Below are 12,900 nucleotides of genomic sequence, written 5' to 3'. Positions count from 1 at the left end.
CATGCCTCCCATCCAGCGAGCGATGGCCTTGCGCCTCGCATATTCGAAGATTCTGCTAGTCACGGAGTGAGAACTCAATTACCCTCTGTGAGGAATTGCATTCACATGTGGACTCGGACCACCCAGTTCAGGGGAGAGAGAACTCAATGACCGAAGCAGTAATCGCCCGCGGAGGCAGCACCGCCACCGCGACGGCGTACGAGGGGTCGCCAGTCCCCAGCCCGACTCAACGTGAGTTTGCGGCTAACACGCGTCGCGCATCGACGAAACGTCGAATGGGGCACGTTCTGGTCGGCGGGGTGGCCGCCACCACATCGGCTTGGGAGACGGCCTGGCTGCAGAGCGCCGTGCTGGGGGGAGGGAACCGATGACGACCACGCGGTTCCGCGCCCGGGGGCTCGCCGCGGTGAGCGCTGCGACCCTGCTGCTCGGCCTCGCGGCCTGCGGGGGAAGTGACGACTCCGACGACAGCTCCGAGGGTCCCACGCAGAGCTCCGACATCGAGTTCACGGGCGACCCGGTGACCGTGATGACGTGGTCCGTCTACGACACCGACACGCTCAACGCGAAGGCGGTCCTCGACATCGCCCAGGGCGCGGTCGTTGACATCAACAACCACGGCGGCCTCAATGGCCACGAGCTGAAGCTGATCACCTGCAACGATGGCGCCGACCCCAACAAGGCGGCGGCGTGCGCCCGCCAGGCCGTCGACGAGGACGTGGCCGCGGTCGTGGGCGGCTTCACCACCAACGGCGACGTGATGCTGCCGATCCTCGAGAAGGCCGGGATCCCGTGGTTCGGACCTGCGGGGCTCTCTGCCGCCGAGCTCTCGAGCGAGAACAGCTTCATGCTCACGGGGGGCGTGCTCGGCCTGGCTCAGCTCGGCGCCAGGGCCGCGGGCGACGGCTGCAAAACGGTCGCGGCGGTCGGCTACGACCTGCCCTCGGCAGGCGAGATCTCCCAGCTCGTCGACGTCGGTCTGGCCAACGCAGGTGCCGAGGCGTCGCACGTTATCAAGATTCCGCCCACCACCACCGACTTCAGCAGCATCGCGCAGGAGACGGTCGACTACGACTGCGCCGTCATCAGTACCCCGCCGCAGGCGTTCGTCGGCATCGCCGCAGCGGCAAAGTCCCTGGGAGCCAAGACCCGCTACTACATGGTGCCGGGCGCGCTCACGAGCTTCGTCACGGATAACGGCGGCGACGCGGTCGAGGGCACGGTGACCCTGTCGAGCTTCCCCCCGGCCGATGACCCGATCTGGGATGACGCCAAGAAGGTGGTCGGCGACCTGGCCGACGACCCCAATGGGGGCTGGAGCGGCACGGTCATGCAGAACACCTGGGTCGCCTACCGCACCTTTGCGACACTGCTGGAGAAGACCGAGGACTTCAGCGCGGCCGGCGTCAAGGGGACGCTCGACGCCACCACGGCGGTCGACACCGGGGGCTTCACGCCGCCGTTCAGCTTCGCGACGGAGTTCCCGGCCGCTGGTCTGAACCGTGTCTTCAACTACATGGCGATGTACATCAAGGTCGAGGGCGGAAAGCTGGTCCGCGAGGGTGACGAGCTCGTCGACCTCCGGGGCGCACTCGCCCCAGCCTCGTAGCCAGCATGACCCAGACAGTGACCCCCGGGACGGCGGAGACGCCGTCCCGGGCGGGCGAGTTCGTCATCGAGGCCCGCGGGTTGACCGCCGGGTATGGCGGGACGCCTGCCGTCCACGAGTTCGATCTCGACGTCCGGGCGGGCGAGATCGTCGCCCTCCTGGGTGCGAACGGCGCGGGCAAGTCCACGACGTTGCTGGCGCTGGCCGGCGAGGTGTCGCCCATCGCCGGCACCGTCTCCTTCCACGGCGACGGGCGGCGCCGGTCGCTGCACCAGCGCGCCCGCCGCGGGCTGGGGTTCCTCACCGAAGAGCGCTGCGTCTTCATGCAGCTCACCGGGTGGCAGAACCTCAAGCTCGGGCGGGGCCGCCCGGAGGTGGCGCTCGAGTTCTTCCCGGAGCTCGAGGAGCACCTGACCAAGAAGGTCGGCCTGCTGTCCGGTGGGCAGCAGCAGATGCTGGCCCTGGGCCGGGTACTGGCCGGCCAGCCTCGCGTGCTGCTCGCCGACGAGCTGTCCCTCGGGCTGGCGCCGCTCGTCGTCGAGCGCCTTCTGGCCGCCGTGCGCCTGGCCGCCGACGACGGCGTCGCTGTCGTTCTGGTGGAACAGCACGTCCGTCAAGCGCTCGCAGTCGCCGACCGGGTGCAGGTGATGCGCCGCGGCCGGGTGGTGATGTCCGGTGAGGCCGCCGACCTGCGCGACGACCCCGAGGGGATTGCCGCGCACTACATCAGCGGGGCCTCGTGACTTCCTCGCCACCTCCTCCGTCGCTTCGCCCGGCTCGCCGGGACAACCTGTGAAGAATCCGAGAATCCATGACTGACCTCGTCCGCTACGCCGTCCTCGGACTCGGCACCGGCGGCATCTACGCGCTGCTCGGTCTCGGCCTCGTGGTCATCTACCGCGGCTCGGGCGTCATCAACTTTGCGCAGTCGGGCTTCGCGCTGGTCGGCGCCTACCTCGTCTATCGGTTCCAGACCCAACAGGGCCACGGGCTCGCCTTCTCCCTGGTCGCGTCGGTCCTGATCTGTGCGCTGCTGGGGGTGTTGAGCCACCACCTGGTGATGCGACCGCTGCGCGGCGCCAGCCCGCTGGCACGGGTCATCGCGACCCTTGGCATCCTGACTGTGCTCACCCAGGCCGTGGTGCTGGAATACACCGCCAAGCAGATCGTCTCCGTCTCACCGGTGCCGACCGAGGCGGTCACCCTGCCCGGTGACATCACCGTCGGGCGCTACGCGTTCTGGCTGGTCGGCATCGCGGCGCTGTTTGCGCTGCTGCTCACGGTGACCAGCGTGCGCACCCGGTTCGGCTACGCGATCTCGGCGGCTGCGGAGAACCCCCGCGGCGCCGGCGCCCTGGGCTGGTCGCCCGACCTTCTCGCCAGCGTCACCTGGGGCGTCGGTGGGGGCCTGGCCGCCGTCGCTGGCGCCATGATGCCGGCGACCACGTCGGGGTTCCTGTCGCCCATCACGTTCAGCATCCTGATCATCGGTGCCCTGGCCACGGCGCTCCTAGGCGGCTTCAAGTCCTACCCGCTCGCGCTGGCCGGAGGCCTCTTCATCGGCGTCGCCCAGTCGCTGGCCGGTCACTGGACCAATGTCCACCTCGAGGCGACCCACCGCCCGGGCATCCCTGACTCGCTGCCGTTCCTGGTGATCATCATCGTGCTGGTGCTGCGCGGCCGGGGACTGCCCCTGCGCGGCAGCATCAGCGACCGGCTCCCGCGAGTCGGCACCGGACGCACCCGCCCGGTGGCCGTCATCGGCACGATCGCCCTCGCGCTTCTCTGGGTCGGTCTCGGCGCCTCCAAGGACTGGTACGTCCCGGTCATCATCAGCGCAACCTTCGCGATCGTCGGGCTTTCCATCGTGGTCCTGACCGGCTACACCGGCCAGCTCTCCCTCGCGCAGTTCGCCCTGGCCGGCATCGGCGCCTTCACCGCGGCCAAGCTGGCCGCAGGCAGCGGGTGGCGGTTCGAGCCCGCCCTGGCCGCCGGTGTCCTCGTCGCGATGGCGGTCGGCTTCCTCTTCGGGCTACCGGCCCTGCGCACCCGCGGTGTCAACCTCGCCGTGATCACCTTCGGGCTCGGATTCGCCGTCTCCCAGCTGGTCTTCTCCAACAGCACCTACACCGAGCCCGCGCGGGTCCTTCCCCACGACCTCACCCTGCTCGGCATCCCGATCGACCCGATCACCCACGCGCGCAACTACGCGCTGCTGTGCCTCGTGGCGCTGATCGTGACCGCTCTCGGGGTCGCCAACATCCGCCGGGGACGCAGCGGCCGCCGTCTACTGGCCGTACGCACCAACGAGCGCGCAGCCGCCGCGATCGGCGTCAACGTCTTCGAAGCCAAGCTCTACGGGTTCACCCTCTCGGCCGCGATCGCCGGACTCGGCGGAGTGCTCCTCGCCTTCTCCAACCCCGCGGTCCTCTACCAGGCAGTGTTTTCGGCCGGCTCCTCGATCAGCGTGCTTGTGCTCACGGTAATCGGCAGCGCCGGCTACATCGCCGGCCCCATGGTCGGCTCGCTGCTCGCCTCGGGTGGAGTGATCACGCTGACGGCCTCAAGCGAGGCCACCAACGCAGCGGTGGAGGACGCCGCGAGCTGGCAGCAGTACCTGCCGCTGATCACCGGGGTTCTGCTCCTCGTGGTGCTGATCCTCAACCAGAACGGCATCTCGGAGCGGTTCGATGCGTGGACGCGACCTCTCCGCGCGCGGATCCCAGGGCTACGCCCGGCCGCTTGGCAGCCGCTGCCGAAGACGGTGCGTACGACGGTCCAGCCGCGCCGGCTCGTGGTGAAGGGACTCACCCAGCGCTTCGGCGGGTTCACCGCTCTCGAGGGCGTCGACCTGGAGGTCGGGCCCGGCGAGGTTGTCGGGCTGCTCGGGCCCAACGGCGCCGGCAAAACCACGCTGATCGACTGCGTGAGCGGGAACAATAGGCTCACCGCTGGTTCGATCGGCTGGGACGGCAAGGACATCACCCGCTGGGCGCCGTACCTTCGCTCCCGGTCCGGCCTGTCGCGCTCTTTCCAGTCCCTCGAGCTCTTCGACGACCTCACGGTCCGCGAGAACCTGCTCGCCGCCGCCGACCCGCGCGACCTGGCTGCGTACGTCACCGACCTCGTTTGGCCGGGGTACCCGCCGCTGCCGGCGACCGTGGTTGCCGCGGTGGAGGAGCTCCAGCTGGAGCCGCTGCTGGACCGTCGGGCCGAGGACCTCTCCTATGGTGAGCGCCGGCTGGTCGCGATCGCCCGGGCCGTCGCCAGCAACCCCTCGGTGCTGCTGCTCGACGAGCCGGCCGCCGGGCTGGACGAGACCGAGAGCGCCGAGCTAGGTCGCCTGATCCGCCGGCTCGCCGACGAGTGGGGCATGGGCGTGCTGCTCATCGAGCACGACGTCGCGCTGGTGCTCGACAACGCCGACCGGGTCGTGGTGCTCGACTTCGGCCACAAGATCGCCGAAGGCACCCCGGCCGAGATCCGCAACGACCCCGCGGTTCGCAAGGCTTACCTGGGCGAGGAGAACGAGTCCATCCCGGCAGTCGGGATGTCGGCCGCGCGGGCGACGACCGCTCCATGAGAACCGCGGCAGACCGAGACCACAAAGGTCGTCGATCGCGCGGACGACTGCGTCACCTCATACTGCCGACTGCCGAGCGGAGCTCTCACGAACACGTGCACGCGAACTCCGGTCTGCGCGCCTCTCGAGGAGCCCGAGGACCAGACCCATCGCCAGCCACATCACGGCGAGCTGCAGAAGCGACGCAGCACGGAACTGCCACAGCAGGTCCGACGGGACAAGCGCAGGTGCCTGCTCCCTCACGCGCGGCGCGAGAAGAAGTATCCCCGCGGTCAGGCCCGCCGACACCAGAACCGTCTGAAGCCTCACCATGACTGTCGACGCAGTGCGCTCCTGCAATCGGGCATGGATGGCGAAAGCGGCGCCCACCACGCTCACGCCCAGCAGGATGGCGAGCAGGTAGGTCAACGTCCGCGTGTTCACGGTTCCCGGGTCACCCACACCGGGAGGGTTGGCCGGCACCAAGATCGCCGGGATGAGCGCAAGCGCGAAGAACGCAAGGCCTCCGAGCGAGACCGAGCGTGTGACCTCGCTCGTGCCTGACAGGCGGTGTCGACTACTCGCGTAGACCACCGCAAACGCCAGGCCCAGGAGCACGGGGACGATGACCACGGTGAGGGTCCCGCCGATCTGCTGCTGAAGTCGGGTGACGCCCGCCCCTTCGGTATGGGCGTGTCCGCCAGCGCCGACGTCCTCGAGGGCGATCGCCCTTTCGAGCGCCGGTTCGACGAACCCCCACAGGATCGCGACCGCGCTGACACCCCCGGCCAGACCGGCGAGAGCACCCCGCCCCAAGCGTGTGGCCCACGGCTGCTTCATGTCAGTGGCATGGCACGCCGAAGGCGTGCCGTCCGTCGTGGGTGACTTCGTGGAGGAAGTTCGCTGCGCTCGCGGACAGAAGCGTGCCGTTCTCCTGGGTGAGCAAGACGACGAGGAGTACGGCGATCGCCGCCAGAGCCCACACCCAGGTCGGCACGACGGTCACAGCTTCGGAGCCGATGGAGGCCTGCTGGTTACCTGCATTCACGCTCTTGCTCCTGTTCGGTTGGTCAGCGCCGGATCTACGGCTACTGGCTCGTAGTGCGGTTCGTGGTGGTTGCGATTCGCGGGAGCGTCCAGTACGACCTGGGTCCTGGAGTGCAGGGTCCCGGAATCCACCTGGCCGGCGTGCTCGAGCACCTGCTGCAGAGCGTTGACCCAGTGCTCGAAGTAGGACCACGACGGGTCGGCGAGATCTTCGACCGAGTCCTCCCAAGCTTTGATCGAGGAGGCGAGCGCTTGCTGGAACTCCGGCCAGGCGTACCGACCGCTCGTGTGGGCGGCAACTGCCAGCGCGAAGGCGCGCAGCTCCCAGGGTTCGTCGAAGACCAGCTCCTCCGGGTGGAAGCCGAGGTCGCTGATCAGCGATTCGACCTCGTCTCGCTGTTCGAGGGTGGTGCTTGGAGACCCGAAGCCCGCAGTCATGAGGCTGCCTTCGTCGGGCCGACGCCGATCATGGAGTCCCGAGTCACGAGCTCGGCGAGCTGATCCTCGGTCCAACCGTCCGTGCCACCGGGACGCTGGGGCAGCACCCAGTAGCGAATCTCTGAGCTCGAATCCCACACTCGGATTTCGGTCGTGTCGGGAATCGGGAAGGAGAACTCGTCCGCCAGTACCTTTCGCGGCTCGCGAACCATGCGCGAGCGGTACTGCGGCTCCTTGTACCAGTTGGGCGGTGTGCCCAGCACGGGCCAGGGATAGCAGGAACACAATGTGCAGACGACCGCGTGGTGCACCTCATCGGTCACCTCGAGCACCACCATGTCCTCGCCCTGCATCCCCCCGATCTCGAGCTCCCGGCACGCAGCGGTGGCGTCCTCGAGGAGCCGTGCCTTGAACTCGGGGTCCATCCACGCCTTAGCGACGACCTTGGCGCCGAGCTGCGGACCCACTTCGTTCTCATAGATCTCGACGAACCTGTCCACCATGTCGGTAGTGAGCAGCCCCTTCTCGATCATCATCGACTCCAGCGCCTTGACGCGCGCGGCGACCTCTTTCTTCCCGCGATTTTCAATGCTCATCTGGGTGCCCCTTCGTGTTGGTGGACGACGTCGAGGTAGGGCTCCCAGGCGTCGAAGGTCGATGACGTGCGGGGCTCGGCATGCTCGTTCCCCCACAGTTCGCCCCCGTCGATCTGGATCGTGTAGAGGTGCTGTGGATCCTCGCCACGATCGTTGCCAGCTGCGTCGGGGAAGACGAACGAGCCCCGGTAGGCGATGACCGTGCCTACCTTGCCCCTGACGTACCTGGCCAGTCGTGTGTGGCCTTGCGGGGACGCGTCCCGCACGCGAACGACGTCGCCGACTTCAAAGCGTTGCGCTGTGTCCGTAGGCCTCTGCGCCGAACCGCCGTAAGTCACCACAGCGTCGACGAACTCCAAGAGCTCGGGGCTCGCCGCGTGCTCGGGTAGCGGGTCCTCGGGATGGGCGAGGTAGTGCTGCGTACGACGGTCGAGCTCCTCCGGGTCGATGTGGCCATGGCTGATGCCGTGGTGCTCGATCGAGTGCAGCCAGTGCTCGTAGTAGGAGGTAGTCAGGTAGGTGACGGGATCCATCAGCTCGATGCCGTGCCGGAAGGAGTCGATACCGAACCACCCCCCTCGAAAGCACGCCAGCTGCATCGCTGCGATCGCCTTTTCCCACTCAGCATCGAAGGGCGGCTCGGTAAGGGGCGCGTCGATAGCCCCGAAGCCGTCCATGCCACCCAGGTCATGCACTCCGTTCACGCGTTGCTCCCTGTGTCGGGCGGCGGCGGGAACCCGCCGATCGCAATCTCGAGTGCGTGCGCGACGCGCAGCACCGTGGCGTCGTCGAACTTCCTTCCGATGACCATGAGCCCGACGGGGAGTCCGTCGACGACTCCCGCGGGGACAGAACAGGCTGGGTGTCCCGTCACGTCGAAGGGCGCGGTGTTGGCCAACATCTCGGTCCCACGCGACAGGACCTCGGAGACCGACGCATCACGTCCCGGCAGTGGTGCCGCGCGGATCGGGGTGGTCGGCATGACCAGGACGTCGTACACGGAGAGCGCTGAGTCGTAGGCAGCGGCCAGGCTTCGTTCGAGGTTCCGCGCCATCGCGTAGTGGCGGCCGTGAGCCAGCCCGATGCTGTGCCGCCCAGCCAGGATGGTCATGTTCACCGACTCGGGGAACTGGTGGGGCCGCTGCTGTCGCCGCGTGCCGAAGTGCGCGATGGCGTCGGGATCGTACGCCCCTTTCCAGCTGGAGCCGAAGGCGTTGCCGTCGACCAGCTGTCGCAATCCGCCCTCAGTGGCGATGACACTGAACAGGGCCGGCGCCCGGAGGTGCCAGGGGATGGACACGCGTTCAGCAAGCAGTCCGGACGCCTGGAGAACGCTCACAGCCGCTCGGACTGACTCATCGACCTCGGGCTCGGAGTTCGCGTGATCGAACCCCTCGGACACGACGCCGATGCGCAGCCCGACCGCACCCTTGGTGAGCTCGTCGACATAGTCGACGGCGTCCATCGTGAGAGGTTGTCGGGGATCGAGTCCGTCCGGCCCCGCAATCACGGTGAGCATGCGTGCGACGTCGTTGACCGACCGTCCGGTGGGACCGAGATGATCGAGCGACTGTTCCACGGGGATTGCCCCCGTGTAGGGGACGAGCCCCCACGTCGGCTTGTGCCCGACGAGGCCGAGCCAGGCGGCCGGCACGCGGATGGATCCCCCCTGATCGCCCGAGATGGCCATGTCCACCTGGCCCGTCGCGACCAAGACACCACTTCCGCTGGACGAGCCGCCCGCGGATCGCTCGAGGTCCCAGGGGTTGAGCACGGGACCGGTCTTGCTCGTGTGCGAGCCGGCTGACATGCAGAGGTCCTCGCACACGGCCTTGCCTGCGATGACCGCACCCGCCGCCAGCAGACGGGTCACGACCGTCGCGTCCCGGCTCGGCATGAATCCCTGGAGCATGTGGGAGCCGTTCATCATGGGAACGCCAGCGACGCAGGTGTTGTCCTTGATCGCCACGCGTACGCCGGCGAGTGGACCCTCGGTCGTCTCCTGCAGGTGAGTGGTCACGTACCAGGCGCCCAGGACGTTGTCCTCGTCGCTCGGTCGAGACCATGACCGCTCGGGCACCGGCGGGGCCTCGTCGTCGTGCAGCGCCTCGACCAAGTCCCAGGACGCCAGCATTGCGTCGGCCGCTGCGACGTACTCGTTGAGATCCTCCGTCGACAGCCTGAGCCCGTAAGTCTCTGAGATGCTCGCGAACGAGCCGCTGTGAGGCCGATCAATCGTCATGTGTCCTCCGATAGCTGACTCGTCAGTGGTGCCCATCGAGGCGGACCACGTCTCCGCCACGCCGGCCATCAAGAACGCCTGCCCAGCATGCTCTGGGGGACCGTCACCGCCTCCGCGTGGCGGACCCCGTCCCTGGCGGCCCCGACGACTGCGTGGGCGACCAGCGCTGTCGCCACAGGAGCGTTCGGCAGCATGCCGCGGGCGAGTCGCCCTCGGCCGGGCTCGGCAGCGAGGAACAGCTCGAGGTGGTCCCCTCTAGGCGTCAGGGGCTCGACACTGTCCTCGCTGCCGCGCTCGGGAGCCGTTCAAGGGGAGTGGTCGTCTACGGAGTCGGTGACGCCGTCAGGCTGGGGCGTGAACAGGTCGGTGGTCGGGAACCCGTTCGAGGTTCACCGCTGCGGCATCGATCGCGGCAGACTGGTGGGTGAGCAGACCAAGATGTTCGGTCGAGGCCCAGCCCAGGTAGGGGTCGACGACGTCGGTCTTGATGCCGGAGAGCTCCTCCATGACGGCGAGGCCGTAGAACGGCACCGTCCAACGGGAATAGCCGCCCTCGTGCAGGAACACCAGCCGTCCCTCGCACAGCTCATCCGCCAGCGCCATCATCTTGCGGGTGAGCTCGCGATAGCCCTCAGAATGCATCTGCATCCGGCCCATGGGATCCATGTGACCTGCGTCGAAGCCGCTGGGGATGATGATGATGTCCGGGCGGAACTTCCGGAGGGCCGGAATGACGATCCGGTCGTAGACGTCGTTGTAGGCGGCAGCGGAGCAACCAGCAGGCAGCGGGATGTTGAGGTTCGTTCCAACGGCGTCGCCTGCGCCGATCTGCTCCACGAATCCGTTGTCCGGGGGGAAGAGACGGTCCTGGTGGATGGAGATGGTCAACGCCCTGGGCTCGTCGTACAGCGCGGCCTGGGTGCCGTTGCCGTGGTGGACGTCCCAGTCGACGAGTGCCACTCGCTCCACACCGAGCTCCTCGAAAAGGTGGCGCGTGGCGATGGCCGCGTTGGAGAAGACGCAGAAGCCCACGGATTGCTCCGGCTCGGAGTGGTGCCCGGCGGGACGGAGCAGCGCGTATGCATTGTCCACCTCGCCCTTCATGACGGCCTCAACGGCAGCGATCGCCCCACCGGCGGCAAGCGACGCGATCTCGAAAGTGCCTCGGGGGATCGGAGCGAAGGTCCCAACCTCGCCGCCCAACGGTAGGGCGGACAGCTCCCTGGTCGCGTCGATCATCTCCTGGGTGTGGACGCGGCCCAGCTCCGCGTCGCTCGCATTACGGGGCACCACGCGGATGAGTTGGTCGAGCAGTCCGCTCACATCGAGCAGGTTGCGGAACCTGCGCACGACCTCCAGGTCGTACACGTGCGTGTCGGGCTGGATCGTCATGCCGTCCGGGTGTACGAAGCCGGCGTCCTGCCCCAGGTTGAACCAGGCGTACTTCTCGTGCCAAACGAATCCGGTGCGTCGTGCCATCAGCTGTGCCTTCTTTCATGGAGGAGAAGCAGGACTGTCGAGATCAGTTCACGGCCTCGGCCCGTTCTGTGACGCGGACCACGTGCCTATACCGATGGTGCGGCGTCCGCGTTCAGGCCGGATACAGGGAGAGCGCAAAATTCGTCGCGGAATCGCTGCGGAAATCCACAGATCCAGGTAGCGCCGCTAGCCCGCTGCCGATGCATGCCCCCGGGAACCGGCGCTGATGCTTGCCTCACACGGGCGCCTTCCCGCTCCTCCCTCTCTTTGTGGTTTCGACCAACGACCCGGGAGATCTTCTCGGATTCTCGTTACCCGCGGTCGTGGGCTAGGCAGCACTCTCGCCATGAGAGCGGTGCCAACGACAAGTGGAAGGAACGGATGATGACTGGGATCGGGGAGATTGCAGAGAACTTCTTCGAAGCCTGCGAGGCCGGCGGCGGATGGGAGAGTTGCCAGCCTTACTGCCATCCGGACGCCACATTCGCGGCCCAGGCAGCCGCCCTCGAGGGCGTCGACAGCGTCCACACCTACACGGAGTGGATGAAGGGTCTTTTCACCCCCGTGCCCGACGGCCGTGCAGAGATCAGAACGTTGGCCGTAGACAACGTGCGAAGCAAGGTGCTCGTCTACGGAATCTTCCATGGCACTCACACCGGCGAAGGCGGCCCGGTCCCGCCCACCGGGAAGAAGTTGGCAACTGACTCCGTCTACGACATGTCCTTCGACGACGGCAAGATCCGCCACATCACGAAGATCTGGAACGACGGGGCCTCGATGCAACAGCTCGGATGGGTCTGACGAGCCGACAAATGGACTCCGCCATCGACCCCCGGCTCACCTGTCCACGCACCCTCCCACGCCGGGTGCCCGAGGACTACCAGCCTCCGTACCCGAGCTACAGCGCCCGCGCTGCGACACGGATTGACCAGGTCGTCATGTCCTGCCTGGGCGTCCAGTACGCCACCGAAGCTCAACCTGAGCAGGCCTTCGAGGCGATGCAGCACATCATCTCCATGTTCTCTGGCCCGGACGGACCGAGGCACCACGACCTCTCCTACCACCGCGACAACCAGGACCACCACAACCTCATGGTCGTCGCGTACTGGCTCGACCCTGCGGCGTACGCCCGCTGGTCGTCCTCCCCGATGGTCGCCGACTGGTGGGAGTCCGACGACCGACTTCAGGACGGATTGGGCTACTTCCGCGAGACGCACTGTCCCCGTCTGGAGCAATTCGAGACCATTTACGGCTATCAGAACGACTTACCCGGCATCGGCGCGGTGATGGGCGCCGTTACCGGCGAGATCAACGAGCATGGCTACTGGGGTTCCATGCGTGAGCGGTTCCCTCTGTCGCAGACAGACTGGATGTGGCCTTCGGGAGGGCTGACCGTCGCATCGGGCAATCCGGCAGATGGTGGCCGCGTCGTCGTCAAAGGTCATGACAACATCGCCGTGATCCGATCCGGTCAGGACTGGAAGCACGCCGCCCCGGATCAGCAGTCCCTCTATCTCGACAAAATCCAGCCGACGCTCGTCGACGGCATGAACTTCTTGCGAGACAACGGCCAGGCTGTCGGGTGCTACAGCAACCGCTTCGTCCAGAGCATCGATCTTGACGGCACCCTCCTCGGGGAGACCTACAACGTCGGCCACTGGAGTTCTCTGGCCGCCCTCGAGCGCTGGGCCGAGACCCATTCCACTCACCTGCGCATCTTTGCGACGTTCGTCAAGATGGCTGCCACCCTCGAGGAGCTCCGTCTCTACCATGAGGTCTCGGTCTCGGACGGCTCGAACCAGACGTCCGAGTACATCAACTGCCATCCGGCGACCGGAATGATGCGGGACGTGTGCCGCTGACGACCCAGGTGTGACTAGATGAAATTCGTCAGCTGGGTACTTTCGCGACGACCTCTTGCAAGGGT

General features: G+C 67.2%; 13 protein-coding genes. 5 read left to right on the top strand and 8 right to left on the bottom strand.

Annotated elements, in window-relative coordinates; genetic code table 11:
• Nucleotides 1-367: 367 nt before the first annotated feature.
• The 3 genes from FB382_RS15760 (at nt 368) to FB382_RS15750 (ending at nt 5,192) form a co-directional block, all read left to right on the top strand.
• Entirely contained in the window at nt 368-1,609 is a 1,242-nt protein-coding gene (locus FB382_RS15760; RefSeq protein ID WP_182540670.1) for an ABC transporter substrate-binding protein, read from the top strand.
• A gap of 5 nt (nt 1,610-1,614) precedes the next feature.
• On the top strand, nt 1,615-2,352 hold the full coding sequence (locus FB382_RS15755; RefSeq protein WP_182540668.1) for an ABC transporter ATP-binding protein: 738 nt from the start codon (nt 1,615-1,617) through the stop codon (nt 2,350-2,352).
• A gap of 68 nt (nt 2,353-2,420) precedes the next feature.
• Nucleotides 2,421-5,192 (top strand): branched-chain amino acid ABC transporter permease/ATP-binding protein, encoded by a 2,772-nt coding sequence (locus FB382_RS15750; RefSeq protein WP_182540666.1) that lies wholly within the window; start codon nt 2,421-2,423, stop codon nt 5,190-5,192.
• 57 nt (nt 5,193-5,249) lie between these two features.
• Here FB382_RS15750 and FB382_RS15745 read toward each other — a convergent pair whose 3' ends face one another.
• The 8 genes from FB382_RS15745 to FB382_RS15710 form a co-directional block, all read right to left on the bottom strand.
• Entirely contained in the window at nt 5,250-6,011 is a 762-nt protein-coding gene (locus tag FB382_RS15745) for a CbtA family protein (RefSeq protein ID WP_182540663.1), read from the bottom strand.
• A gap of 1 nt (nt 6,012) precedes the next feature.
• Complete coding sequence (locus FB382_RS22315; RefSeq protein WP_220481377.1) at nt 6,013-6,219, bottom strand: CbtB domain-containing protein; 207 nt, start codon at nt 6,217-6,219, stop codon at nt 6,013-6,015.
• Nucleotides 6,216-6,656 (bottom strand): nitrile hydratase accessory protein, encoded by a 441-nt coding sequence (locus FB382_RS15735; protein WP_182540661.1) that lies wholly within the window; start codon nt 6,654-6,656, stop codon nt 6,216-6,218. The genes FB382_RS22315 and FB382_RS15735 overlap by 4 nt, the downstream gene beginning before the upstream one ends.
• Complete coding sequence (nthA, locus tag FB382_RS15730; RefSeq protein ID WP_182540659.1) at nt 6,653-7,252, bottom strand: nitrile hydratase subunit alpha; 600 nt, start codon at nt 7,250-7,252, stop codon at nt 6,653-6,655. The genes FB382_RS15735 and nthA overlap by 4 nt, the downstream gene beginning before the upstream one ends.
• Nucleotides 7,249-7,947, bottom strand: coding sequence for a nitrile hydratase subunit beta (gene nthB, locus FB382_RS15725; RefSeq protein ID WP_343055682.1), 699 nt, complete (start codon nt 7,945-7,947; stop codon nt 7,249-7,251). Before nthB ends, nthA begins: the two co-directional genes overlap by 4 nt.
• A 5-nt stretch (nt 7,948-7,952) precedes the next feature.
• Nucleotides 7,953-9,494, bottom strand: coding sequence for an amidase (locus tag FB382_RS15720; protein WP_182540654.1), 1,542 nt, complete (start codon nt 9,492-9,494; stop codon nt 7,953-7,955).
• 68 nt (nt 9,495-9,562) lie between these two features.
• Nucleotides 9,563-9,760: an urease subunit gamma gene (locus FB382_RS23110; protein ID WP_182541565.1), complete on the bottom strand. Its 198-nt coding sequence runs from the start codon at nt 9,758-9,760 to the stop codon at nt 9,563-9,565.
• A gap of 76 nt (nt 9,761-9,836) precedes the next feature.
• The gene (locus FB382_RS15710) at nt 9,837-10,973 is read right to left on the bottom strand and encodes a class II histone deacetylase (RefSeq protein ID WP_182540651.1); all 1,137 of its coding nucleotides are present in this window, start codon (nt 10,971-10,973) and stop codon (nt 9,837-9,839) included.
• 384 nt (nt 10,974-11,357) lie between these two features.
• Between FB382_RS15710 and FB382_RS15705 the strand changes: the two genes are divergently transcribed.
• Both FB382_RS15705 and oxdA read left to right on the top strand, forming a co-directional pair.
• The gene (locus FB382_RS15705) at nt 11,358-11,774 is read left to right on the top strand and encodes an ester cyclase (RefSeq protein WP_182540649.1); all 417 of its coding nucleotides are present in this window, start codon (nt 11,358-11,360) and stop codon (nt 11,772-11,774) included.
• An 11-nt stretch (nt 11,775-11,785) separates the two neighbouring features.
• Nucleotides 11,786-12,835, top strand: a complete 1,050-nt coding sequence (oxdA, locus tag FB382_RS15700) for an aliphatic aldoxime dehydratase (protein WP_182540647.1) — start codon at nt 11,786-11,788, stop codon at nt 12,833-12,835.
• The last annotated feature ends 65 nt before the right edge of the window (nt 12,836-12,900 follow it).

This window comes from Nocardioides ginsengisegetis (genome assembly GCF_014138045.1).
In the GTDB taxonomy this organism is placed as follows: domain Bacteria; phylum Actinomycetota; class Actinomycetes; order Propionibacteriales; family Nocardioidaceae; genus Nocardioides; species Nocardioides ginsengisegetis.
This window is presented reverse-complemented; position numbering and strand designations above follow the sequence as displayed.

What these genes read in the sequence shown, in the direction of transcription:
- FB382_RS15760 (WP_182540670.1), top strand. Translation starts at nt 368, where the DNA reads ATGACGACCACGCGGTTCCGCGCCCGGGGGCTCGCCGCGGTGAGCGCT.
- FB382_RS15755 (WP_182540668.1), top strand. Translation starts at nt 1,615, where the DNA reads ATGACCCAGACAGTGACCCCCGGGACGGCGGAGACGCCGTCCCGGGCG.
- FB382_RS15750 (WP_182540666.1), top strand. Translation starts at nt 2,421, where the DNA reads ATGACTGACCTCGTCCGCTACGCCGTCCTCGGACTCGGCACCGGCGGC.
- FB382_RS15745 (WP_182540663.1), bottom strand. Translation starts at nt 6,011, where the DNA reads ATGAAGCAGCCGTGGGCCACACGCTTGGGGCGGGGTGCTCTCGCCGGT.
- FB382_RS15735 (WP_182540661.1), bottom strand. Translation starts at nt 6,656, where the DNA reads ATGACTGCGGGCTTCGGGTCTCCAAGCACCACCCTCGAACAGCGAGAC.
- nthA (WP_182540659.1), bottom strand. Translation starts at nt 7,252, where the DNA reads ATGAGCATTGAAAATCGCGGGAAGAAAGAGGTCGCCGCGCGCGTCAAG.
- FB382_RS15720 (WP_182540654.1), bottom strand. Translation starts at nt 9,494, where the DNA reads ATGACGATTGATCGGCCTCACAGCGGCTCGTTCGCGAGCATCTCAGAG.
- FB382_RS15710 (WP_182540651.1), bottom strand. Translation starts at nt 10,973, where the DNA reads ATGGCACGACGCACCGGATTCGTTTGGCACGAGAAGTACGCCTGGTTC.
- FB382_RS15705 (WP_182540649.1), top strand. Translation starts at nt 11,358, where the DNA reads ATGACTGGGATCGGGGAGATTGCAGAGAACTTCTTCGAAGCCTGCGAG.
- oxdA (WP_182540647.1), top strand. Translation starts at nt 11,786, where the DNA reads ATGGACTCCGCCATCGACCCCCGGCTCACCTGTCCACGCACCCTCCCA.